This is a genomic window from Streptomyces sp. NBC_00287 (assembly GCF_036173105.1).
Taxonomy (GTDB): domain Bacteria; phylum Actinomycetota; class Actinomycetes; order Streptomycetales; family Streptomycetaceae; genus Streptomyces.
In genome coordinates, this window is the sequence record NZ_CP108053.1 from 4,991,961 (window position 1) to 5,016,088 (window position 24,128).

The 24,128-nt window shown below is 70.7% G+C and carries 20 protein-coding genes and 2 pseudogenes; 10 read left to right on the forward strand and 12 right to left on the reverse strand.

The window, feature by feature from the left end:
- Positions 1–51 precede the first annotated feature (51 nt).
- Positions 52–1,287, forward strand: a complete 1,236-nt coding sequence (locus tag OHT76_RS22765) for a sensor histidine kinase (protein ID WP_328872700.1) — start codon at positions 52–54, stop codon at positions 1,285–1,287.
- A complete protein-coding gene (locus tag OHT76_RS22770; protein WP_328872701.1) occupies positions 1,284–1,967 on the forward strand; it encodes a response regulator transcription factor in 684 nt (227 codons plus the stop codon). The genes OHT76_RS22765 and OHT76_RS22770 overlap by 4 nt, the downstream gene beginning before the upstream one ends.
- Here the strand turns inward: OHT76_RS22770 and OHT76_RS22775 are convergent.
- Positions 1,915–2,730, reverse strand: coding sequence for a hypothetical protein (locus OHT76_RS22775; RefSeq protein ID WP_328872702.1), 816 nt, complete (start codon positions 2,728–2,730; stop codon positions 1,915–1,917). The two genes, OHT76_RS22770 and OHT76_RS22775, sit on opposite strands and share 53 nt — an antisense overlap.
- A gap of 2 nt (positions 2,731–2,732) precedes the next feature.
- Positions 2,733–3,116: a hypothetical protein gene (locus tag OHT76_RS22780; RefSeq protein ID WP_328872703.1), complete on the reverse strand. Its 384-nt coding sequence runs from the start codon at positions 3,114–3,116 to the stop codon at positions 2,733–2,735.
- Between the two features lie 67 nt (positions 3,117–3,183).
- Between OHT76_RS22780 and OHT76_RS22785 the strand changes: the two genes are divergently transcribed.
- The 5 genes and pseudogenes from OHT76_RS22785 to OHT76_RS22805 form a co-directional block, all read left to right on the forward strand.
- Positions 3,184–7,512 (forward strand): CHAT domain-containing protein, encoded by a 4,329-nt coding sequence (locus OHT76_RS22785; protein WP_328872704.1) that lies wholly within the window; start codon positions 3,184–3,186, stop codon positions 7,510–7,512.
- 131 nt (positions 7,513–7,643) lie between these two features.
- Complete coding sequence (locus OHT76_RS22790) at positions 7,644–8,339, forward strand: type 1 glutamine amidotransferase domain-containing protein (protein ID WP_328872705.1); 696 nt, start codon at positions 7,644–7,646, stop codon at positions 8,337–8,339.
- Between the two features lie 9 nt (positions 8,340–8,348).
- Positions 8,349–9,251 (forward strand): LysR family transcriptional regulator, encoded by a 903-nt coding sequence (locus OHT76_RS22795; protein WP_328872706.1) that lies wholly within the window; start codon positions 8,349–8,351, stop codon positions 9,249–9,251.
- A gap of 137 nt (positions 9,252–9,388) precedes the next feature.
- Positions 9,389–10,993, forward strand: a complete 1,605-nt coding sequence (abc-f, locus tag OHT76_RS22800; protein WP_328872707.1) for a ribosomal protection-like ABC-F family protein — start codon at positions 9,389–9,391, stop codon at positions 10,991–10,993.
- 65 nt (positions 10,994–11,058) lie between these two features.
- Positions 11,059–11,361, forward strand: a pseudogene (locus OHT76_RS22805) (response regulator); the annotation flags it as partial.
- A gap of 255 nt (positions 11,362–11,616) precedes the next feature.
- Here OHT76_RS22805 and OHT76_RS22810 read toward each other — a convergent pair.
- Positions 11,617–14,277: an RICIN domain-containing protein gene (locus OHT76_RS22810; protein WP_328872708.1), complete on the reverse strand. Its 2,661-nt coding sequence runs from the start codon at positions 14,275–14,277 to the stop codon at positions 11,617–11,619.
- Positions 14,278–14,467: 190 nt separating this feature from the next.
- On the opposite strand from OHT76_RS22810, the gene OHT76_RS22815 reads away from it, so the two are divergent.
- Both OHT76_RS22815 and OHT76_RS22820 read left to right on the forward strand, forming a co-directional pair.
- Positions 14,468–14,689: a type II toxin-antitoxin system VapB family antitoxin gene (locus OHT76_RS22815; RefSeq protein WP_328872709.1), complete on the forward strand. Its 222-nt coding sequence runs from the start codon at positions 14,468–14,470 to the stop codon at positions 14,687–14,689.
- On the forward strand, positions 14,686–15,096 hold the full coding sequence (locus OHT76_RS22820; RefSeq protein WP_328872710.1) for a PIN domain-containing protein: 411 nt from the start codon (positions 14,686–14,688) through the stop codon (positions 15,094–15,096). Before OHT76_RS22815 ends, OHT76_RS22820 begins: the two co-directional genes overlap by 4 nt.
- 58 nt (positions 15,097–15,154) lie before the next feature.
- Here OHT76_RS22820 and OHT76_RS22825 read toward each other — a convergent pair whose 3' ends face one another.
- From OHT76_RS22825 to OHT76_RS22860, 8 genes are all read right to left on the reverse strand, one after another.
- Positions 15,155–16,627 (reverse strand): helix-turn-helix domain-containing protein, encoded by a 1,473-nt coding sequence (locus OHT76_RS22825; protein WP_328872711.1) that lies wholly within the window; start codon positions 16,625–16,627, stop codon positions 15,155–15,157.
- A 216-nt stretch (positions 16,628–16,843) separates the two neighbouring features.
- Positions 16,844–17,197: a MerR family transcriptional regulator gene (locus OHT76_RS22830; RefSeq protein WP_328872712.1), complete on the reverse strand. Its 354-nt coding sequence runs from the start codon at positions 17,195–17,197 to the stop codon at positions 16,844–16,846.
- 513 nt (positions 17,198–17,710) lie between these two features.
- A complete protein-coding gene (locus tag OHT76_RS22835; RefSeq protein ID WP_328872713.1) occupies positions 17,711–18,022 on the reverse strand; it encodes an SCO5918 family protein in 312 nt (103 codons plus the stop codon).
- Between the two features lie 6 nt (positions 18,023–18,028).
- Positions 18,029–18,316, reverse strand: a complete 288-nt coding sequence (locus tag OHT76_RS22840; protein ID WP_328872714.1) for a hypothetical protein — start codon at positions 18,314–18,316, stop codon at positions 18,029–18,031.
- Positions 18,317–18,402: 86 nt separating this feature from the next.
- Entirely contained in the window at positions 18,403–19,896 is a 1,494-nt protein-coding gene (locus OHT76_RS22845; RefSeq protein WP_328872715.1) for a DEAD/DEAH box helicase, read from the reverse strand.
- A 243-nt stretch (positions 19,897–20,139) separates the two neighbouring features.
- Complete coding sequence (locus OHT76_RS22850) at positions 20,140–20,343, reverse strand: cold-shock protein (RefSeq protein WP_030224351.1); 204 nt, start codon at positions 20,341–20,343, stop codon at positions 20,140–20,142.
- A gap of 677 nt (positions 20,344–21,020) precedes the next feature.
- Entirely contained in the window at positions 21,021–21,995 is a 975-nt protein-coding gene (locus tag OHT76_RS22855; RefSeq protein WP_328872716.1) for an NmrA family NAD(P)-binding protein, read from the reverse strand.
- 64 nt (positions 21,996–22,059) lie between these two features.
- The gene (locus OHT76_RS22860) at positions 22,060–22,872 is read right to left on the reverse strand and encodes an oxidoreductase (RefSeq protein WP_328872717.1); all 813 of its coding nucleotides are present in this window, start codon (positions 22,870–22,872) and stop codon (positions 22,060–22,062) included.
- Positions 22,873–22,965: 93 nt separating this feature from the next.
- Here OHT76_RS22860 and OHT76_RS22865 point away from each other — a divergent pair.
- Positions 22,966–23,473: pseudogene (locus OHT76_RS22865) on the forward strand (TetR/AcrR family transcriptional regulator).
- A gap of 25 nt (positions 23,474–23,498) precedes the next feature.
- On the opposite strand, the gene OHT76_RS22870 reads toward OHT76_RS22865, so the two are convergent.
- Positions 23,499–24,068 carry a TetR/AcrR family transcriptional regulator gene (locus tag OHT76_RS22870; protein ID WP_328872718.1) on the reverse strand — a complete coding sequence of 190 codons (570 nt, stop codon included), beginning with the start codon at positions 24,066–24,068 and terminating at the stop codon, positions 23,499–23,501.
- Positions 24,069–24,128: the final 60 nt, after the last annotated feature.

Sequence of the window (24,128 nt, forward strand, 5' to 3'; positions counted from 1 at the left end):
CCCGGGCGGCCTGCACCATGGATGTGAGCCCCTTCACCGAGAGAGCCCCCGATGAGCAAGAGCCTGGAGCGCTACGCGGACCGCTTCGAGCAGTACGCGGAACGGTTCCCGCGCGCCGTCGACGTGGTGACCGTCCTGTCACTGATCGGCTGCGCGACCCTCGGCACCCAGCTCAGCATGCCCGGCGCCGAGCCGCCGGACCCGGGCAAGCTCACCGAGGTCCTCCTCGGCCTGAGCTGCCTGGTCCTGCTGAAGTACCGCAGCCATCCGCGTACCGCCGTCGTCGTGACCGCGGTCGTCACGGTGATGGCCATCGCGCGCGGGTACCTGCTCACCCCGCTGCTGCTGGCCCCGCTCCTCGCGGCGCTGTACTGGCTGGCCGCCCTGTGCGACCGCAAGACCGTCCGCGTCTACGGTGCCGTCATCGTGGTGGCGCTGATCACCACGAACGTGATCAGCGACTCCATGGACGGCCTCTCGGTGGTGCTCAGGGTCATCGGCCCCGTCTTCTGGCTGGCCCTGCCCATCGCCGCCGGCAGCATGGCCCGGCTGCGCCGCGCCTACGTGGACGCGGTACACGCCCGCGCCGAGCACGCCGAGCGCACCCGCGAGGAGGAAGCGCGGCTGCGGGTCGCCGAGGAGCGGATGCGGATCGCCCGTGAGCTGCACGATGTCGTCGCCCACCATCTGGCGCTGGCCAACGCCCAGGCCGGTACGGCCGCCCACCTCGCGCGCTCCAAGCCCGAGCAGAGCCTGAAGATCCTCGACGATCTCACCGGTACGACCTCCGCGGCGCTGCGCGAGCTGAAGGCGACCCTGGGGCTGCTGCGGCAGGACGACGGACCGGACAGCGAAGGCCTCGAGCCCGCCCCGGGCCTCGCCAAGCTGCCCGAGCTGATCCAGGCGTGCGCGTCGGCGGGGCTCGATGTCACCACGACCACGGAAGGTGTGCCCCGGACGCTGTCACCGGGCGTGGACCTGACCGCGTACCGGATCGTGCAGGAGGCGCTCACCAACGTCTCCAAGCACGCCCCGGAGCAGACCGCCCATGTCCGTTTCACCTATGCCGACGCCCGGCTGGTCATCAAGGTCAGCAATGACGGACCGGCCGCCGCAGCGCCGAACGGCTCCGTCGGCTTCGGGCTCATGGGCATGCGGGAGCGCGCCCAGTCCATCGGCGGCGAACTGTGTGCGGGGCCGCGCCCCGAGGGCGGCTTCGAGGTCACCACCGCGCTGCCGCTGCTCCCCGCCGCCACCGCCACCGCCGTAGAAAGAGAGTCGCCGTGACCGTCCGGGTGCTGCTCGCCGACGACCAGGCCCTGCTGCGGGCCACCTTCCGGATCCTGATCGACTCCTGCGAAGACATGGAGGTCGTCGGCGAGGCCTCCGACGGCGCCGAGGCGCTGGAGCTGGCCCGCCTCCACCGCCCGGACGTCGTCCTCATGGACATCCGGATGCCGGGCACGGACGGCCTGGCCGGTACCTCCCTGATCTGCGCCGACCCCGACCTGGCCGCGACGAAGGTGCTGATCCTCACCACCTTCGAGACCGAGGACTACGTCGCCCAGGCGCTGCGGGCCGGGGCGAGCGGGTTCCTCGGCAAGGACGTCACCGCGGACGTCCTGCTGGCCGGTATCCGCACGGTGGCCTCCGGAGACGCGCTCCTGTCACCCGGCGCCACCCGCACCCTCATCACCCGCTTCCTCACCTCACCGGCGCCGGGCGGCGATCTGGCGCCTCCGGAGGCGCTGGCCGAACTCACCGTCCGGGAACGGGAGGTGATGGCGCTGGCCGCGGAGGGCAAGTCCAATGCGGAGATCGCGGAGCTGCTGGTGGTGAGCCCGCTGACGGTACGGACGCACATCCACCGGGCGATGACGAAGCTGAACGCCCGGGACCGGGCTCAGCTGGTGGTCATCGCGTATCAGACGGGGCTGGTGCAGGCGGGTCCTGCCGGTTCAGTGTGAAGGCCGCTTCCGTCGTACGGCACAACCCCTCGACCGAGGTCCGCAGCGACCGCCAGGACGCCAGCCCCAGCAGGATCCCGACCGGCGCCGCCGGCCACCACCAGGCGCCGAGCAGCGTGAACGCGGCGCTCCAGGACAGCGCCTCGCAGGCCGCGTCGTAGGCGTCGCGGGCCTCGGCGAGCGCGGCGCGCGGTGCCTCCTCGGCGCCGAGCAGGAGCGCGGTCCAGCCACTGACGACGTCGCACTGTGCCTCGGTGCGGCGGAAGCGGTCGCCGCACCAGGTGGGGGAGTCGGGGCGGCCGGTCGAACGGGCGCGGGAGGCGCGGGCGTCGAGGCGGTCGGCGCGCAGCTCCCGACCGTCGGCCCGGGCCCGTACCGACCGCCGGGCCAGCAGGTCCGGCGGCACCCAGCGCCCGACCCGCCACGCCGTGACCCGCCGCCCCAAGGGCATCAGCCACCAGGGCCACGCCCCGGACGCCAACGCCCCGATCCCGGCGGCGACATACGGCACCGCGAAAGCGGCGGCCACCACCGGTACGGCGACGAGGACCAGCGAGGCGATCCCGTCGGCGGTCAGCCCGCCGCTCATGCGCAGGGCGTCGGCAATGCGGGTGCGGGCGAGGGCGACGTCGTTCCAGTGGCTGTGCCCCAACTCACCGCCGCCGACGAGCGCGACGACCACGAACAGCGCGGCGGGCAGCAGCCGGCGCAGAAACCAGCCGTCGGGTATGCGCTTTTGCAGCTCCGCGAGCAGGGCGACCATCGTCAGCCGTCGATCAGGCGCATGGGCAGTCCATGGAGCGCGCAGGTCGGGGTGTCCGTGGCTTCTTCGCGCAGGTCGACCCGGCCGCAGCGCCTGGTGGGGCAGATCCAGCCGACCGACTGCGGAGTGGGGCGGCCGATCCAGTCGCCCACGCCCATCGTGGGGTCGAGCCCGAGCCCGCCCGGTACTCCGGCGGCTTCGACGGTGTCGTGCAGGGCCCGTACGGCGTCCCGCCACTCCCGGCTCGCGGGATCCCTGTCCCGTACGGCCGCGAAGGCGGGCTCCCATACGGCGGGGCCGACCAGTCCGCGCAGATCGTCGATGTTGCGGCACAGATACTCGACGGCGTCCTCGTACACCTGCCGCGCCTTTGCCCCGTCCCCCACGGCGGCCTCCCTGGAAGTCCTGAGAACCACTGCCTCCTGACAGGCGGTCAGACTAATGTAAAGAATGATGACGGAGCTTCGGGATCGTGTCGTTGCACGGCTGGTGACCGCCCAGGAGGCCCGCGATCCCGGGCCGTTGCGCGAGGCGGAGGCGGTGGCCGACGCGCTGGCCCTGTTACGGGAGGCCGCGCCGGTGCCCGAGGGCATGGTCGATCTGGAGTCGGTGGCGGCGGTCTTCTGGACCTTCTTCTTCCGGCACTTGGGCGACGAGGATCCCGAGGCCCAGCAGAACCAGGTCGTCGTCTTCGGCACCTTCGGGTTCCTGTGCCCGCGGCTGCCCGAGGAGGCGGGGCTGCCCGCCGATCTCCGCAAGGGCTTCGACCCCGCCGATCCGTCCCACGAGGCCCGGTTCGCTTATCTCGTCAGCTCGGCGCACGGCGAGGCCGGCGAGCTCGACCGGGCGCTGGCCTGGGCGGAGACGGCACTTGAGTATCTGCTCGACGAAGACCACCCGGGGTTCGTGGAGCTGGGCATCCATGCCCTGGGAGTGCACGTCGCCCGCTTCCAACTCTTGGCAGAGCCCCCCGCTTTGGCTGCCGCCGCCCGCTATGGACGGGCGGTGTGCGAGCGGCTCCCGCTCGTCCCGCCGGGTGCCGCCGATGTACAGACCGCCGCCGGGATCGCCCTGCGTGCGGTAGTGGACGCGGCCCGGCTGCTCGGGGCGCCCGAACTGGCCGTAGTGGAGCGGCTGGTGGCGGCGGCTCCCGAAGGGGCACTCACCCAGGAGACCGCCGACGGTCTGAACATGCTGCGCACGCTGGCCACCCTGCCCGTCACCTGGCCCGGCGAACGCGATCTGCACATCGGCGCGGCCATCGCGGACGCGGGCATCGCCGAGCAGGACGCGGCCCGTATCGCCTGCGCCGTACGACGACTGCGCGCGGCCCGGGACGTGACGCCCGCGGACCATCCCGCGTATCCCCGGGTCACGGCCGCCCTGGGCCAGGCGCTCGCGGCCTTCGCCAGGGAGCGGGAGGACCCGGAGGCGGCTCTGGAGGCGGCGGAACTGGTCGATTCCGTAGGGGCGTTGGGCGAGGAGCAGCAGGCGGTGCTGGCCGCGTACCGCTCGTTGGAGACGGACGAGTCGCCGGAGGCTCTGGGCCGGTTCATCCACCAGGTCAGACGACGCCAGGGGGACGGCCCGCCGGACATCGACCTCGAAGTCCTCGACCTGGCCGCGGGGTTCGTCCCCGACGACAGCGCCGACGAGCGCATCGCCCGCTTCCGCACGGCCCTCCCCGCCAGTCATCCGCGCCGCGCCGCCCACCTCGCCGTCCTGGCGGCGCTCACGGGCTGGCGGGCGGAGACACTGCGGGCGACGGCACCGGCGCGGGCGGATCTGCTGGCGGCGGAGTCCCGGCAGCTCACGGAGGCGGCCGGCGCTTCCATGGCTGCGGATCTGCTGCGGCGGGGCCTTTACGAGGCCGCGCTGCCCATCGCCCTCGCCTCGGTGCACGAGGACTCCCTGCCGGACGAACTCACGGGACTGGTCCGGCAGATGTCCCGTATGAACGACGTCCGTCTCGACACCCCCGAGAACCTCGAATCCGACATCGAGACCATGCGGGAGATGCTCGCGGACCTCGATGAGAACGACATCGAGCTACGGCCCACCCTCGCCGCCGCGCTCGCCAGTGCCCTGTCGGCGCGAGCCTCCGAGCGGGGTGATCCGGCGGCCCTCGAAGAGGTCGTGGAGCTGGTCCGGTACGCCCGCCCCCATGTGCCGGACGACCTGGCGGGCCACCTCGACAAGATCCTCGCCGACGCGCTCACCGTCCTGTCCATCGGCCGCTTCGACGCGGAAGGTGCCCGTGAGGCCGCGGCGCTGCTCGCCTCGGGGGCGGCGGGCGTCATGCCGGAGCTCGATGAACTCCCGTACGGCGATGTGGTGGTGACCGAGACCGACCATGCCGTCCTCGCCGCCCGCACCGAGTTCCACAACGCCGTCCAGAACTATCTCTTCGGCCATGAACCGGCCCAGCTCGAAAGGGCCCGCCAGATCGCCCGGCGCATGCGGGACCTCATCCGAGAGGCCCCGGCCACGGGCGGGGAACGGCCCTGGTACGACCTGATGGGCGACGTGTATGTGGATCTCGTCGAGACGATCGGACCCGGCGGCGGCCCCCGGACGGACCTGGACGACTCGATCGTCGACCAGTGCCGCCGTACCTTCGCGGCCTGCCCCGCCGGACATCCGATGCGGCCCATGGTCACGACGACACTGGCCCGGGTGCTGATGCAGCGAGCGGTGCTGCTGCGCGCCACCGAGCCGGAGCGGGCGGCGGCGCTGGTCGCGGAGGCGCGTGAGCTGGGGCCCGTGATCGAGGAGGCGACGCCTCAGGGGGGTCCGGTCGACCTCGCCGGGGCGATGCGGTTTGTCTTCGATCTCGTTGCGCGGGGGCGGCTGCCCGAGGTGGCGCCAGGGGCATCGGCAGCTCAGGCGCGGGAAGGGTCCTCCTCGGACCTCTTCGAGAACCTCATGGGACCGCTCCGGGACCGGCTGGCCGGTACCGCGGACCCCGATGCCTGGCGGGACCGGGCGGTACCGGTGTCGATGCGGGCCCACGGGGCGATCGCCGCGGCGGCCGGAGCGCTGGGCAGGCCACGGCCCCGGATCGACCTGGCCCTCGACCACCTGGAGGCGGGTGTCGAAGCGATGGCCGCGATCACCGACCGGGGGAGCGATCAACAGAGCGCTGAGCACGGTCTGTCGACGTTCGAGGGGGACATCCGGACGATCGTCGAGCTGATCCTCATGCAGCTCGTGGGCCGGGAGGTGGCGAGTCTGCTGCCCGGGCATCTGGGCGCGGTCACGGACCGGCTGGAGGCGGTGGCGAAGCGACTGGAGACCACACCGGAGGACCGCCGGGAGGCCGAGGCCCAGGACGTCGAGAACGCCGTACGCGAGACCGCCGAGGCGGTGCAGGCGCTGCCCGGATTAGGCCGTGCCGTACAGGGCCCCGAGGTCGACCGAGCTGCCGAACTCCTTGAAAGGGGCCGCGGCTTGCTGCTGGCCCGGCGCATCGAGGCCCGCGCCGACATCGGCGACCTGCGTTCCGTGCACCCCGCTCTCGCGGCCGAGTTCGAGCGGCTGACGGACGCGCTGGCCTCGGACGTACCGGACTCCGGCCCTGCAGGGCACGCCGAGTGGGCGCGGCTCGCGGGGCTGCGGGCCTCTCGGGAACTCGACGCGCTGGTCGACCGTATTCGCAGCGAGCCCGGCTTCGAGGACTTCCTACGGCCGTTGACCGCACCCCAGTTGCGGGAGCTCGCGGCCGACGGGCCCGTCGTGGTCCTCAACCAGGGCCGCCGCTTCTGCCAGGCCCTGGTCGTCACCAACCGGTCGATCACCGCCCTGCATCTCGACGTCGAGTCCGACGAGGTCGCCAAGGCCGCGCGGGAGCTGCGGGACGCCGTCGACGCGATCAACGCCCAGGGCACGGCACGTCCGGGGCCCGCCCGGCTCGTCGCCGCCGGCAGGACCGTCCGCGAGACGCTGGCGTGGACCTGGCACAAGGTCGTCCGTCCGGTGCTGGAACTGGCGGGCACCGCCGATCCGGTCCCCCGGCACGGCACCTGGCCCCGCCTGTGGTGGGTCCCGACCGGCGCCTTCAGCGCCCTGCCGCTCCACGCGGCCCAGTGCACGGCACCGGACTGCGAGCAGGGCGGCTGCGGCGCGGCGCTGGACGCGGTGGTGTCCTCGTACGTCCCGGGCCTGCAGACCCTGGCCTACGCCCGCGCCCGGGCCCGGCGCCGCCCCGGCCGAGGCGGCGCCCTCCTGGTCGCGGAGCCCGAGGAAGAGCTCCCCGGAGTCGCGGCGGCCACGGGGTACGCGGCCCAACTCCTGGGCGCGCCGCCGCCCTTGATCGGTACGGCCGCCACCCGGCAGGCGGTGCTCGGCGCCCTGCACGACGCCTCCTGGGCCCACTTCGGCTGCCACGCGGCCACCGATCCGACCGAGCCCTCCGGCGCGCTGCTCCAGCTGCCGAGCGGGGAGCCGGTCTCGGTGCTGGAGATCTGCCGGGCCCGTCCGCGCGCGGCGCGGCTGGCGTTCCTGGCGGCCTGCGGGACCGCCCGGACGGCGGAACGGCTGACCGACGAGGCCATCCACATCACCAGCTCCTTCCTGCTGGCCGGGTTCCCCGCGGCGGTGGGCACCCTGTGGACCATCGACAGCACCCACGCGGACCACATGACCCGCGACTTCTACCGCCGTACGACGGCCCCCGACGCCCCCGGCGCGGCCCACGCCCTGCACGACACGGTGCGCCAGCTCCGCCGCAGGGTCCCCGAGCGGCCGCACATCTGGGCGGCGTACGTGCACGCGGGGACGTAGATTCGCAAGGGACCGGCGTATTCCCTGGAAGCCATTGGAATTCCAATGCCAGCGATCGGAATCCTCATTGGATTCCTATGGGTCGACGGGCTTACGTTCGAGGTCCCGACGAACCCCCTGGAGAACGCACCATGTCGAAGATCCTGTTCGTACTGACCGGCGTCGACTACTGGACGCTCGCCGACGGTACCCGTCACCCCACCGGCTTCTGGGCCGAGGAGGCCGTCGCCCCCTACCGGCGGTTCACGGCCGAGGGCCACGAGGTCGTCGTCGCCACGCCCGGCGGTGTCGTGCCCACCGTCGATCAGGGCAGCCTCGCCCCGGAGTTCAACGGCGGCCAGGAGGGCGCCGACGAGGTTGCGCGGGCGCTCGACGCGATGACCGAGCTGAAGAACCCGGTCCGGCTGGAGGACGTCGACCTCGACGACTACGCCGCCGTCTTCTACCCCGGCGGCCACGGCCCCATGGAGGACCTCTCCGCCGACACCACCTCCGGCCGGCTCCTCGTCGACGTCCTCGACTCCGGCAAGCCGCTCGGCGTGGTCTGCCACGGCCCGGCCGCGCTGCTCGCCGCCACCCGCGAGGACGGCGCCAACGCCTTCGCCGGCTACCGGATCGCCGCCTTCACCGACGCCGAGGAGACCCAGGCCGGGCTCGCCGACAGGGCGAAGTGGCTGCTGGAGTCGCGGCTCGTCGAGGCGGGCGTGAACGTCCGGGCGGGCGAGCCGTGGGCGCCGCACGTGGTCGTCGACCGCAATCTGGTGACCGGCCAGAACCCGGCCTCCTCGGCACCGCTCGCGGCCGAGCTGCTGAAGAAGCTCGGCTGAGTGGCCTGAGTGGACGTACCTCAGGATCTCAATCTGATCCGGACGTTCCTCGCCGTCTACCGCTCCGGTTCCTTCACCGCCGCCGCACAGGTGCTGGGCATCTCCCAGCCCACGGTGACCACCCAGGTGAAGGCCCTGGAGCGGCAGTCGGGCCGCGAGCTCTTCGCCCGTCTGCCCAGGGGCGTCACGCCCACGTCGTACGCCCATGACCTGGCCGCGAGGGTCGCGGGACCGCTCGACGCGCTGCTGGCGGCCACCGGCCGCGATCCGGCGGAGGCGGGCCCGCCGGCCCCGGTCCACCTGGCCGGTCCGGCCGAACTCCTCTGCCTCCGCGTCTTGCCGGCACTGGCCCCGCTGGTGGCGGAGGGCGTACGACTGAGGGTCACGCCCGGCCTGACGGACCCGCTGCTGGACGAGCTGCGGGCGGGCAGCCACGATCTGGTCCTGGCCACCACCCGCCCCCGGGGCCGGACGCTCAACGCGTCCCCCTTGTTCGACGAGGAGTTCGTGCTGGTGGCGGCACCGGCCTGGGCGGACCGAATCGGCGACCGGGTGACGACGGAGGGCCCGGGCGTCCTCCACGCGGTCCCCCTGATCGCCTACGCAGAGGACCTCCCCATCCTCCGCCGCTACTGGCGGCACGTCTTCGAGCAGCGCCTGAACTGCCGGGCCGCGGTCACGATGCCGGACCTACGGGGCGTGCTGACGGCGGTGACCGGAGGCGCGGGCTTCTCCGTTCTGCCTCGCTATCTGTGCGCCCCCGAACTTGCCGAGGGCGCCCTGATCCCCCTCCACGAACCCGAGGATCCGCCCATCAACACCGCCTACCTGGTGGGGCGCCCGGGCACTTCGGAGAATCCGCACGTCACGCGGGTACGGGACCATCTGCTCCGGGTGGGCCCCGGTTGGTGACCCGGCACTGGCGAGACGGAGCGTCTTGCGTGGGTGAGAGGTAGGGGTTATGGTTCCGGAGTCCGGTCGGAACGAGACGTCTCGTCTCGACACTTCGACCGAACCCCTACCCCTGTCGCCCACGAAAGAAGAACCACTTGTTCCGTACTCCGGAAGCACCCTCCACTACCGTCTCCCAGCTCACCGTCACCGATGTCAGCAAGCGGTACGGCCCTCAACTCGTCCTGGACCGTGTGTCGTTCACCGTCCGCCCCGGGGAGCGGGCGGGAGTCATCGGGGACAACGGCTCCGGCAAGTCCACGCTGCTACGGCTGCTCGCGGGCGCCGTATGGCCCGACAACGGCGAGCTCACCGTCGTAGCACCGGGCGGCACAGGCCACTTGGCGCAGACCCTGGACCTGCAGGACACGGCATGTGTGGGCGACGCCATCGACTTGGCGCTGTCCGAACTGCGCGCTCTGGAACGACGGTTGCGGGCGACCGGCGCCGCGCTCGAAACCGATGCCTCGGCGTACGACCGATATGCGGCGCTGGAGGCGGAGTTCGAGGCGCGCGGCGGTTACGACGCGGACCGCCGGGTCGACGTAACCCTGCGCCACCTGGGCGAGTCGGCGGCCCTGGACCGCTCGCGCAGGCTCGGCACGCTCTCGGGCGGCCAGCGCTCCCGACTGGCCCTGGCCGCGACGCTCGCCGCGGCACCCGAACTCCTCCTCCTCGACGAACCGACCAACGACTTGGACGACGAGGCGGTGGCCTGGCTGGAGGAGCGGCTGCGCACCCACCGCGGCACGATCGTCGCCGTCACCCACGACCGGACCTTCCTCGACCGGGTGACGGACACCATCCTGGAGGTGGACGGCGGATCCGTCCGCCGCTACGGCGACGGCTACCAGGGATACCTCACCGCCAAGGCCGCCGAACGCGCCCGCCATGAGCGGGAGTACGAGGAGTGGCGGGCGGAGGTGGCCCGCCAGTCGCGGCTCGCCGACTCCCACATCGGCCGGCTCGACGCGATCCCGCGCAAGGGGCCGTGGGCGTTCAGCGGGGCGGGTGCGTTCCGGGCCCGGTCGCGGGCCCACGGTGCGATGAGCCGGATCCGCAATGCCTGTGAGCGGGTGCAGCGGCTGACGGAGAACCCGGTGTCGGCGCCGCCGGAGCCGTTGCGCTTCGCGGCACAGATTGAGGGTTCGGCGGACCGGGCGGTGGAGGTGGCGGACCTGTGGGTGCCCGGTCGCCTGCTCCTGGACTCGCTGCATGTCCCTGCCGGTGGCCGACTGTTGGTGACCGGTCCCAACGGCGCGGGAAAGTCCACCCTGTTGAGGGTGCTGGCCGGTGAACTGACCCCGGAGCCGGGCGCGACGGTGCGGCGACCGGCGAGGGTGGGTTTCCTGCGTCAGGTGGCGGCCCCGCCGGCGGACGAGGACCTCTCCCTGCTCGCGGCCTTCGGGGAGGACCGCGCCGAGGAACTGCTCTCCCTGGGCCTCTTCCGCGACTCCGACCTGCCCCGGAGGGTGGGGGACCTGTCCACGGGCCAGCGCCGCCGCCTGGAACTGGCCCACCTCCTCACCGAGCCCCACGACGCCCTGCTCCTGGACGAGCCGACGAACCATCTGGCACCGGCGCTGGTGGAGGACCTCCAAAAGGCCCTCGCCGACTACGAAGGGACCCTGATCATCGTCACCCACGACCGACGTCTGCGCTCGACGCTGCCGGGCCCCGTCCGGGAGCTGAGCCCGATCTGACGTCACCGCGATCCACGGCCGGGCAACAGGGCGCCCACAGCGAACCCTCAGAATCGCGGCGCAGGATCGTGGGGTGGGCCGTGACCGGGGCGGGCTGGCAGCCCTTCGTCGCGGACGACGGACACGGCGCCCTGACGCTCGCCCGCAGCTGCGCCCCGCACGCCGTCGTCCTGGACGGGATGCTGCCCGACCTGGACGGCGTGCACGTACTGCGGCGACTGCGGTACGAGAACGCGCGGCTGCCCGTGCTCATGCTCACCGCCCGCGACGCGCTGGAACACCGCCTCGACGGACTGTCGGCCGGCGCCGACGACTACGTGACCAAGCCCTTCTCGCTGGAGGAGGTCATGCTGCGGCTGCGGGCCCTGCCAGGGCCCGGGCCCGCTGGCCGGAGCCTAGGGCGCCACCCAGGGCGACGGCCCGACCCAGAAGCACGTCCACTCGATCATCCGCACCCCGAACGGCAACGACTACGGCAAGGAACTCCTCAGGCAGCTACCTGACCTCACCGCATCACCGGTGAGGTACCCGCACTACAGATGGTGAAGCAGCACTTCGCGCAGCGCCGCAGCCGTAGCGGGGCCGCAGGCCGTTGTGCCTGCGGCCCCGTTTGGGCGCCTGGGTCAGGACGGGTCGCCGTACTGGAGGCCGCGTCCGTTGGTGCCGATGTAGACGCGCCCGAAGGTGTCGGGGTCACCGGAGACGACTCCGGTGCCGCCGATGCTGCCCCACTGGTGGGCGTCGTCGTTGACGCGGAGCCAAGTGGCGCCCTTGTCGGTGGAGCGGAAGACGCCGGTGACGTCCTTGACGGTGCCGATCAGGTACAGGGCCTGGTAGGAGGCGCCCGGCGCGGCCTTGCCGAAGCCGAGGGCGGAGGCCGACTTCACCGTGCTGAGCGTGGTGAAGGTGCGGCCGCCGTCGGTGGAGTGCAGCAGCCCCTTGCCACCGTCGGCGATCCACAGGTCCCCGGCGATGCCGGGGACGGCCGTGAGCCGGCCGGAGGGCAGGTTGGTGGCGCGGGCGGTGAAGGTCGCGCCGCCGTCGGTGCTGGCGTAGAGGGTGCCGCCGGACAGTGAGTAGAAGGTCTTGGCCGAGGAGCGGTCGGCGACGACCACGGCGCCGTTGCCCAGGCCGTTGACCTTCGACCAGCTCGCCCCCTTGTCGGTCGAGCGGTACGGGGCCTGCCCCTCCTCGGTCCAGACGATGGCGGAGCCGTCCGCCGCGAGTGCGACCTGGCCGCTGTCGGCGCTGCCCACCGGCTCCGACTTGAAGCCGGTCCAGTTGCTGCCGCCGTCGGTGGAGTAGGCGCCGTCCTGCTCGCCGCCACGGCCGACGCGGACCATCAGCGAGGGGTTGGACTGGGCGAAGTCGATGTCGGTGCTGGTGATCATCATCGGGTTCTTCAGCCGCCCGGCGGGCACCTCGGCCAGGGAGCTGGAGGAGTTGTAGTGGAAACCGCCGAGGTCACCCATGGAAGAGATGACGGTGGCACCGCCGGGCGGGGCGACCGCGTCCAGCACCGCGGTCTCCTCAAGGCCTCGGGCCCCCACGGTCCAGTGACTGGTGCCGCCGCTGTCGGAGGCGTTGGCATCCTTGCTGCGCCAGATGCCGCTGCCAGTGCCGTACAGCACGTGCCCGGAGTTGAAGGGGTCGATGGCCAGGGCGGTCATCCAGTGCCCGGTGCCGGTACCGACGTAGGGAGCGGCGGAGGCGTCCCGCACCGACTTGTCGGCCAGCGCCTTCCAGGTCGTACCGCCGTCGGTGGTGCGGTAGATCTCGTCCTCGGGCCACCAGCGGTCGAGGGTGGTGACCATCACCGTGGACGGCTTCTGCGGGTCGACGGCCAGACCGGAGAACCCGTAACTGCCCTGGGACGGCGAGACGTTCTTCCACGCCCCGCCGGCCGGCGTGTACTTCCACACCGAGCCCGCGGTCACGCCGTTGGGTCCGACGACGTTGGTGTACGTCAGGTACAGCGAGCCGTCACCGGAGACCACGCCGTGCTGCGGCATCTGGCCGGTGGGCTGCCCGGAGACGGCCTGCCAGGTGCCGCCGCCGTCGGTGGAGCGGTACAGGGAGGTGGACTTGTCGGCGACGCCGACATAGACCGTCTTGCTGTCCTTCGGGTCGTACGTCACGAAGGAGATGCCCGCGCCGCTGCTCGCCCCGTCCTTGACGGGGAACGAGGAGACCTGACTCCATGTCGCGCCGTGGTCGGTGCTGCGCCACAGGCCGTTCTTGCGGGTGCCCAGCAGCAGGGTGCCGTTGTCCGCGGGGTTGATCACCAGCCGTTCGCCCGCCCCGCGGCCGTCCTCGTTGGCGCCCAGCTTGAAGGGCAGGTCGGTGCGCTGGAAGGTGCGGCCACGGTCCTTGGAGCGCAGGATCGAGCCGTTGCCCGCCCAGCTGTTGGTGTAGGTGCCCGCCGCGAGATAGAGCCGGTCGGGGTCGACGGGGTCGGTGGCCACCGAGTCGATGCCCAGCAGGTTCCAGTCCTTCTCGCCGACCCAGTCGGTCAGCGGGATCCACTGCTCGGCCGCGACGTCCCAGCGGTAGGCGCCGCCCATGTCGGTGCGGGCGTACAGCAGGCCCTTCTCCCGCGGGTTGAACACCAGCCCGGTGACGTAACCGCCGCCCACCACCTGGGCGTTCTTCCACACATACGGTCCGGCCGCGGCCGTGGTCTGCGCGCTGCCGGCCCCGGCCGCCTGGGCCTCGGACACCTGCACCAGCTTCCACTGCTGGTTGGTGCTGCCCCTGCTCGGATACTGGATGACTGCCGCGCCCTCGGCCGTGGAGCCTCCGGAGACGTCCAGGACCTGGCCGCTCTTGCGGGAGGTGAAGGTGACGGCGTCGGAGCCGCTCACATCGTCGATCCGCCACTCCTGAGAAGTGGAGGAGCTGTCGGTCTGCTGCTCGGCGGCGGCCGCCCGGTCGGTCGAACCGCCCGCTATGCCCAGCACTTTGCCGCTGTTGCGGTTCACCAGCTCGTAGTAGCCGTCCCCGGTGGGCTTCAACTTCCACTGCTGGTTGGCGGTGCTCTGGTCGGTCCACTGCTGGATGCGGGTGCCGTCGGCCGTGGAGAACGCGTTGACGTCCAGCACCTTGCCGCTGCGTACGGAAACCAGCCGGTAGTAGGCACTGCCGTCGACCGTCGCGGCCTGCGAGTCCTCCTGCGCGAACAGCAGATACGGCACAACGATGGCGGGCACGCCGAGCAGCAGACCGGTCGCGGTCCAGCGACGGCGGTGCCGCCCGCGGCGCCCGTCGTTCGTGGGGTTGTTCATGGGGGAGGTGCGCTCCTTGCATGCCGTTCACGGGAGGAAAGGTGGATCCAGCCACCCGAAGGGCCGGATCCGACTCCTTGTGGTCACAGGCCACGCAAAGGGTTGCCTTGAGCCGGGAACTGGCATGGACCCGCGAATGTTGGTGACGTATTCTTCTTTGTACATCACCAACATTGTGGGGAGGTGCCGCATGTCTGTGACCCAGATCGACATCGATGACGACGCCTTGGAACGTGCCATGGCTCTGTCCAAGGTCAGGACGAAGAAGGAGGCGGTCAATCTCGCTTTGAACTTCTACGCCGAGCAGCAGGAGCGCGCGGCTCGCATCAGCCGTCACTTCGAGCGTGCGCGTGAGTGGGGTGCCGTCGAGGACGCCGAGCGCCTGCACCGGGCGGAGAAGCACAGCCGGTGATCTACTTGCTCGACACGTCCGGCCTGGTCCGGTTGCTCCGCGACCCCAAACTGCAATCGGCCTGGTACGACGCGATCAATGCAGGGGTCATCGCGTCCTGCTACGCCCAGCGCGCAGAGTTCCTCTACAGCGCTCGGAACGGACGCGAGTACGACGAGATCGCGGAGATGTTCACCGACCTCTACCCCGACGTGTCGGTACCGAAGAACGCGGGGCGCTGGGTCGGTGCGGTGCAACACCGTATGGCCCAGGCCGGGGAGCATCGCAGCGCCTCGGCCGTGGACCTCGTCATCGCCGCCACCGCGGCCCACCACGGCCTGGCTGTCCTCCACGACGATGCCGACTACCGGGCTGTTGCCCGGCACGCATCCGACCTGAGCGAGCACTACGTCCACGACGTCGCCTGAAGCGCTTCTGCCGCCCGACAGGCGCATGCGCCGTTGCAAGGCGCCGACCTTCGTCGAATCAGCGGATGCTCAGTGCCAGGCAGAAGTCCACGCGGTCACGAAGGGTGGCCAGGCTGTGCCCGGTGAGTTGTTCGACCCGCTGGAGGCGGTAGCGCAGCGTGTTGACGTGCACGTGGAGCTGTTTCGCGCAGCGCTGCCAGGATCCGGAGGCGTCGAGGAAGGCGGTGAGGGTGCCCACGAGGTCGCTGTGGTGCTCGGCGTCGTACTCCTCCAGGACGCCGATGAGCCGCTCGCGGTAGAGCCTGCGGACGTCGTCCGGCACCGAGGCGAGCAGCAGCAGGTGGGAGGAGAGGTTCTCGGCGGTGGCGGTGCGCACGGTGGCGGTGCCGAGGCAGGCGATGCGGTGGGCGTGCCGGGCCTCGTCGAGCGAGCGGCGCAGTCCGGCCGTACCGGCGGCGGCCCATCCGTGGGCGAGGAGCGGGGCGAGCCGACGGGCCGCCTCCTCCAGGCGGGCGGAGAGGCGGAAGTCGTCGTCGGTCGGCACCAGCATCAGATAGCCGTCCTCCTCGGCGACCGGCGCCGAGCAGCCGGGGAGCTGGTCGAAGACGTCATCCAGGATGACGGCAGCCACTTCCGCACCGTACGGGCGGCCGATGGCCGTGACGTAGACGCTGGTCAGCGTCGCCTCCGGGTCGAGGCCGAGGCTGCGCAGACGGCCCTCCGCCGCGTCGAAGCGTCCCTCCCGCACCAGGTCGACCGACTCCCGCAGGAACCGCTCCTCGATGCGCCGGCGCTCCTGCCGGGAGACCCGGTCCAGCGCGAGCAGCGCGCACACCTCCGCGGCTGCGTCCGCGACGCCGGGCGCCCAGTCGCGGTAGTCGCCCAAGGCGGCGAGGTAACCGGCGGGCGGACGGCGCGCGACCGGGGACTGCACGGGGAAGAAGGTGAGGTGCCCGCCGCCGGGCAGGGGCTGTACGGAGGGGAAGGCACCGGTGGCGAGGGCCTCGCGGTGGGCCCGTTCGAGGTGGTGGTCCGACACCTCGGGCACCGCGCCGGCGGTGGGGCGCCCGGTCGCGGACAGCACCGCGCACCACATCCCGGTGGACCGGGCCAGCACCTCCACGAGCCCCTCGGGCCCGGCCCCCGACGCCATGCTGGCGACCAGCCCGCGATGCAGCCCGGCGCCCGGCGAGCGGCCCACCGGCCCGGCGAGCGCGGCCAGCACGGTCTCGGTGAGGGACGCGTACGACACGTCGTCGCCGACGGTGAACAACGGCAGACCGTGCCGCTCGCACGCCTGGGCCAGGGAGGCCGGCAACTCGCCGATGGCTGCCGCACCGGCGACCAACACTGCGGCACCTGATCCGGCGAGCGCGGCCACGAACACGTCGGCGTCCCGCGGCTCCCGGTACCAGGTGGTGGACGTGAGGACGAGCTCACCGCCGTCGATGTAGCGCCCGGGGTCGGGCAGGTCGGTGGTGTAGACGCCGAGCACGCGGCGATCGCGGGGAGCGCCGGGTACGACGGGCACGAGCCCAGCCTCCTCGTCGACGGCGGTCAGATCCTCACCGTCGACCCGGAAGACATCCGCCTGCGGGCCCAGACCGCGGCCGAGGAACTCTTCCGACGCCGGGCGGCGCTCGCCCCCTTCCCCACCGGAACATCACCTTGGGAAGCGACGGCGCGTGCATCGCCGTATGCCTGCTGACCTGGGCAGATTCGTTGCCGACCGGCCCGCGCCACGTGCTCAGCCGGAACGGGGAACGGAGCTGTCGGGCGCTTCGTGTTCGGCACGGCGGCGGTACTCGGCGTTGATGCGCTGAGCTTCCTCGAGCTGGTCCTCAAGGATGACGATGCGGCAAGCGGCCTCGATCGGGGTGCCCTTGTCGACGAGTTCGCGGGCCCGCGCCGCGATCCGCAGTTGGTAGCGGGAGTACCGGCGGTGTCCGCCCTCCGAGCGCAGCGGAGTGATCAGACGAGCCTCACCGATGGCTCGAAGGAAAGCCGGGGTGGTGCCGAGCATCTCGGCGGCCCGCCCCATCGTGTATGCGGGGTAGTCGTCGTCGTCCAGACGACCACTGAGAGGGGTATCTGCTGTCATGTCACCTCGTTGTGCAACGCGCGTCGAGGGGCCCTGGTGCCGCACGGCACCAGGGCCCCGAAGGAAATTCAACACCATCTGTCGGCCCTAATGCTGTGCCGACCTTCTGTTTCCGCTACCAGCCCTGCAAAAGGGGGGTGTGCGGGGATCGCGGCTGCGTGACCGGGGACCACCTTCCAATCCGGGGTCTTGCGGTACCCGGGCCGAGGGCTTCTCGGGCCGGGCGATCCTGATGGCGTCTGCTCCTCCGTCCTTCCTCTGATGAACCAAACCACTTGGACCTGCGAACTTCATGTACTGCAACCCGCCAGTTCGTGTCTGCCGGGATTCGCTTGACCGGTGTCAACGAGAAAGAGGCTAACCGTGCCAGAGCTCAATGTCTACTCCGGCGACAGTAGATTTCGGCTCTTTGGGGGAACAGATAGCCTGTGACCTGCAACAACAGTGAGGGCCCTGCCGACACGTATCGGCAGGGCCCTCACCGGGATCCTGATGGCGGTTTGCCGCCCGTACTCATACGTCCAGGGAGACGGCTCCGAGCAGCGTCGACGCGATCTGGAGCGGAGTCGGGACACGCACGGGCGCGGCGTCGGGGCGGGCATGGCAGGTGAAACCGAGGCGGGTCATGGCCCGGATGACTTCGCCGCCGGTGAAGTCACGGCAATCCTGCCGGGTGATGACCTGCCCTACCTGCTTGACGGGGTAGCGGCGGCGGCCGATGGTCACGGCCTCACCTGTGACGACCTCGGGCGTGATGCCCTTCATCGAGGCCAGCACTCCGCTTTTGGTCAGGTCGAACGGGTACCGGGCGATGACACAGCGCATGAGCCCTCACAGAGAGAAGGAGACGGGCTGAGAGAAGGAGAAGGGGCTGACCCGGGCGAGGTGGATCAACGGTCCGTCGAGGACGTCCCGTAGCCGGATCCGGTCCGTGTACGTGGAACTGCCGCGGTGAACGGCGAGTTCAGCCCGGGTGATCGAGCCCGTGCACTGGTCGTCCCCGTCGCACAGGAGGAGGTACTCGACACGGGCACTGGCCATGACGGCCAGGGCGACCTCGACGGTCATGTCGTCCCGGACCCGGGGTCCGGCCGCGTCCATGTCGCCGACCGCGCTCATGGGGGAGGGAACCGCCTGTTGTCGCTGCGTCTGAACCGGTGTCAAAGCTGCCTCCTCGGACATGGGTGAGCTTCTGATCGAGGCCTCTAGGCAGCCGGCTCGAAGGCGGGCCGCTGTGCCCTGCGCCGCCCCGCTCGTCCGGTGGCTTGCCCCTGGGAGGGGCGGTCGCGGCGGCTTCGGGGCGAGGGAGCTGCGGACGACACAGCACGGCGGGGGCGTTCCGCGACGGGCGCGGTGATGACGACGGGAACACCGGAAGGGGCCTGGGCCCCGGTGATGCGGCTCAGTTCGGCCTCACCCGAACGTACCGGGGTGATCCGGGGGTTGATGCCGGCTGCAGCCATCAGCCGGTTCATGCTGCGGCGCTGGTCGGGGGTCACCAGGGTGACGACGCTGCCGGACTCTCCGGCGCGGGCGGTACGGCCGCCGCGGTGCAGGTAGTCCTTGTGGTCGGTGGGCGGATCGACGTTGACGACCAGGTCGAGGTTGTCGACGTGGATCCCGCGCGCCGCGACGTTGGTCGCCACCAGCACCGTCAGATGTCCGGTCTTGAACTGGGCGAGGGTCCGAGTGCGCTGCGGCTGGGACTTGCCGCCGTGCAGGGCCGCGGCGCGGACGCCGCTGTTCAGCAGGTGCTTCGTCAGCCGGTCCACAGCGTGCTTGGTGTCCAGGAACATGATCACCCGGCCGTCTCGCGCCGCGATCTCGGTGGTCGTCCGGTGCTTGTCCGCTTCGTGCACGTGGAGCACGTGGTGCTCCATCGTGGTGACCGCACCCGCCGACGGATCCACGGAGTGCACCACCGGGTCCGTCAGGTAACGGCGGACGAGCAGGTCGACGTTGCGGTCCAGGGTCGCCGAGAAGAGCATCCGCTGCCCTGCGGGGCGCACTTGGTCGAGCAGCGCGGTGACCTGCGGCATGAAACCCATGTCGGCCATCTGGTCGGCCTCGTCGAGGACGGTGATGGCGACGTCGTCCAGTCGGCACTCGCCACGGCCGATGAGGTCCTTCAGCCGCCCCGGCGTCGCGACGACGACCTCCGCGCCGGCCCGGAGTGCACCGGCCTGCCTGCCGATCGACATCCCGCCCACCACGGTGGCCAGCCGCAGCCGCACGGAGCGGGCGTACGGAGTGAGCGCGTCGGTGACCTGCTGGGCCAGTTCACGGGTGGGTACGAGGACCAGGGCCAGCGGCTGCCGCGGCTCGGCGCGCCGACCCGCTGTCCGAGCCAGCACCGCGAGGCCGAAGGCGAGGGTCTTGCCCGACCCGGTACGGCCACGGCCGAGCACGTCACGGCCGGCCAGAGAGTTCGGCAGGGTCGCCCCCTGGATGGGGAACGGTACGCTCACGCCTTCGTGCCCGAGCGCGGCCAGCAACGGCGTCGGCAGGGCGAGGTCGGCGAACGACTCGACGGCGGGCAGTGCGGGCGTGATCGTCTTCGGCAGCGCGAACTCGCCCTGGCGTGCGGCCGGTCGACGTTCGTAGCCGTTGGAACGCCGCGGCGCTCCCGAGCGCTGGGCGGCAGCCCCCCGGGAGCGGTCGTAGGTGCGGGTCGTGCGGGCGGTGCGTGCGCGGTTCAAGCGGAACCTTTCCTCGATGTGAGCACGTGGGCACGTAGCAAGGAATTTCCGCAGCAAAATGAGCGGCGCAGAGAGTCACGAGAACGGGCCGGAGATGATGGGCGCCGATTCGGATCGACGGGGAATGCGTCAGCGTTCGGTGATGCGGTGGTGCCTTCCCGTCATGCGCCCTGAAATGCAGCGAGCTGGGGCCCGCACCCCAAGGTGCGGGCCCCAGCTGCGAAGTATGCGTTGCTGCGGGTGTCAGGCGGGAACGATGTTCTCGGCCGTCGGGCCCTTCTGGCCCTGCGCGATGTCGAACGACACCTTCTGGCCTTCCTGCAGCTCGCGGAAGCCCTGGGCGGCGATGTTGGAGTAGTGGGCGAAGACGTCGGCGCCGCCGCCGTCCTGCTCGATGAAGCCGAAGCCCTTTTCCGCGTTGAACCACTTCACGGTGCCAGTAGCCATGTCATTTCTCCTTCGGAGACGATGTTCGGAATTCGCCCTGTGCGGATTCCGCGTCGCCGTGCTGATTAGCCCGTCGGAAAATGAACCTTCTGGCAACCACACCTGCAACTGAGGTCGACACTAGCATGACGCGATCGGCCCTGCGCGGGAACTAATTCCGCTCGGGTCGGCGATCGAGGAATACTCGCCGTGTGCCCCACCTATTTCTCACTTCACGGATACAGATATTGATCCGCGCGGATGCGGTGTTTCTGCCCGACGGCCGCGGCGGCTCCCATGAGCATCCCCGCTCAGCTTCACCCCCGGTGCTCACTGACCACGCGTGGCGTACGCAACCGCTCGTGGTGCACTCGAGGGTCCAGGTCGCCGACGGTGCGTCGCCGGGCTGCCGTACGCGGGGAGTTTGCCGTCGACAGAGGCGGGCGGGTGATGACAACCACGGTGAACAACGGTGCCCCCATGCCCCCACACCAGCTGCGCAGGGTCGTTGCGAGTGCACATGGCGACTGGCCCCTGTATGCCCTGATTCTGAAGATCGCGCAGAGCCCCGGCGGTGATGCTGACTTTGATCTCTGCCGGGAGGCAGCCTCCTGCTGTGGCCTCCGAATCCGTCGTCGGGAGGCCGCCTCGGAGCTGTTCGCCGAGTGCGGTTCGAGGCGGCCTACACTCGTCTTCGGTCAGGCGGCCGCCAGCTTTCGGATGCGCGGATGGTTCTCCAACGCCCAGCGCACGGTCTTAGGTGGGCGTCCGAGCAGGGTTTCCAGCTGGCCGGTGGCTCCGCGGTATCCGCCGCCGCCCATCAGCCGGGTCAGGGTCTTCAGGTGCTCGGCGGTGTGCGGGAACGCGGCCAGGGCGGTGTCGACGTAGGTCTCGTTCCAGGTTTCGACGTCTTCGGGGACGTAGGTGACCGGGCGTCCCAGTACGGCCGCGTAGTCCTCGGCGAATCCGTGCATGTCCTTCAGCTCCGGGCCGTTGAGGTCGTAGGACTTTGAGATGTGCGGCACCGGGTCGGTCAGGATCTTCGCGCACAGCTCCGCCACGTCGTACCCCGCGATGGGTGCTAGCCGGTGGTCGCCGAAGGGCAGGCGCAGCTCACCCTTGCTCAGCGGCTCCAGTGCCAGCCAGGTCATCAGGGGGTTCTCGACGAACATGGCTCCGCGGATGTTGACGGTCGGGAGGCCGGACCAGTCCAGCACCTGCTCGGCGACCCAGTGGGCACGCTGCTGCGGCGACCAGTTGGCGATGAGTCCGCCGAGCCACGCGCGCCGTTCCTCCTCCGGCGCGGTCATCTTCTCGAACGTCATGAACGACTGCTCGTACTCGGAGATGTTGACGAACACCTCGATGTCGCCCTGGGCCCGCGCCGCCGCGGCCATCAGGCTGACGGCGTCGGTGTAGTACGGCGACAGGCTCATGCTGAAGTAGATGCGCCGGACGCCCTTCAGCGCGGCGGTCACGTCGGCGATGGTGAGCAGGTCACCGACGAAGACCTCGGCCCCTGCCTGGCGGAGCGAGTGCGCGCGTTCGTCGTCCTGGCGCACGAACGCGCGCACCGGGTGCCCTTGTTCGAGCAGCATGTCGACCATCGTCCGGCTCACACCACCGATCTCGCCGGCGGCACCGGTGATCAGGATGGGGTTGCGCTCTGGCATCGAGATGTCCTCTGTCTGGTGGGGGTGGGGCAGCTCTTCGGAAAGCCCAGGCAGCGCCTGCGCGTCAGCCGGCCAGCTGGTTCATCTTGCGGATTTGCCGGTCGAAGGCCCAGGCGGGAACGAGGCGGAGCAGGCGTGCGCGTCCGGCCGTGGGGCCGGCGGCGTAGCGCAGTTTCGGCTTCGCATCGGTGGCTGCCGCGACGACCGCCCGGGCGACCACGGCGGGGTCGTCGCCGTCCCTGATCGCCTCTGCCATCACGCGGTCGACGGTCTGCCGCTGCTTCTCGTAGGCGTGCAGGCGGGTGTCGGGCCGTGCGCTGTTGGTCTCGAATCCGGTGTTGGTGTAGGCGGGTTCGACGAGAAGTGCCCGGATGCCGTGGTCACGGACCTCGTGGTCCAGGGACTCGGTGTAGCCCTCGACCGCGTGCTTGGAGGCGGCGTAGACGGCCATGTAGGGCTGGGGCACGAATCCGACCACGGACGAGAGGTTGATGATGCGCCCGCGCCCCTGGCCGCGCATGTACGGCAGGACCTCGTTCACCATGCGCATGACCCCGAAGACGTTGGTGTCGAAGACGCCCTGGGCCTGCTCGAGGGAGGTTTCCTCGGCCGCACCCAGTGACCCGATTCCGGCGTTGTTGACCAGGACGTCGATCCGCCCGAACCGCTCGCTCACCTCCTGGACCGCTGCGGTGACCGAGGTGTCGCTGACCACATCGAGGTCGAGGAACGTCACACCGCCGAGCGGGGTGACGCGTGAGGTGTCGCGGCTGGTGCCGACCACGTTGAATCCGGCTGCGACCAGGGCGAGTGCGGTTTCCTTCCCGATGCCGGATGACGCACCCGTCACGATGGCCACCGGCAGATCTGTTGTCATCATGGACTCCCGCACTCATTCGAAACCGATCGGTTTCCGCTACAGTAAACCGATCGGTTTTCGCGTGCAAGTTCAAGCAGGGAGGATGACGTCATGGGCAGGACTCGCGCGCTGGAGAGGCGGGAGAGCGTCATCCGCGCGGCCATCGCCGAGTTCGCGATCGCCGGCTACCGCGGCGCCACCACCGCGGCAATCGCCAAGCGGGTCGGCGTCACGCAGCCGTATCTTTTCCGGCTCTTCCCGGACAAGAAGGCGATCTTCGTCGCCGCTTTGATGCGGAGCATGGAAGACACCCGCCTGGCTTTCGAGAGGGCGGCCGACGGTGTGGAGGACGGCGAGCGGGTCCTTCAGGCCATGACGAACGCTTACGCGCAGCTGATCTCGACGCGCCCCGAAACGCTCCTGATGCAGATGCAGGGTTACGTCGCTGTGGCGGCCGCCGAGGCGCGGTGAGGTCGTCCGGGCCGGCTGGATGAGGATCTGGGAAATCGTGCACCAGTCGCTGGGCGCTGATGCCGACGAGACCGCAGGCTTCTTCGCCTGCGGCATGCTCGGCAACACGCTTGCGGCCATTGGGCTTCCCTCGGGTGCCGGGTGGTGAGGGAGTGTTCTGGATGGGTGATGCGTCAGCGCACCCCGGCCACGTCGAGCAGGGTGGTCACCGTGGGTGCGACGAGTCCGGTCAGGTTGTCGGCCTGAATTCCCGCGCGGGCGCTTGCGCCGTCGAAGACCAGGATGAGCTGTCGGGCCAGCAGGTCGGGATCGCTCGCGCCACCCCGTTCGGCCTCGGCACGGAAGAAGGCCGTCAGGTTCGCTTTGATCTGGTGCGCCACCCGGCTGGCGGGGTGGGTCTGATCCTTGAGCTCGATCTGCACAGCCAGGTACCGGCAGCCTCGGAACTCGGGCGCACCCGCCTGCGACTCCACGCGCGTGAAGACGTGCAGGATCCGCTCGCGGGGGGAACGGCCATCGTCCGCCGGGGGTAGGAGGCTCGCCGCGAAGGTGGCGGCACGCTCCTTCAGGCTCGCCGCCAGCAGTTCGTCCTTGCTCTCGAACAGCTGATACATGGAGCGCTTCGACACCCCCGCCGCCTTGCACAGCGCCTCGACGCCGATGCTGACGCCGTCTCGGTAGGTGAGCGTGGCCGCCGCCTCAAGCAGTCGCTCCCTGGGGCTTGGTTTCACTTCGGTGGTCATACCGCGAGGTTAACCCGAAGCGGACGAAATGAAAACCGATCGGTTTCCCTGGGGTTCCGT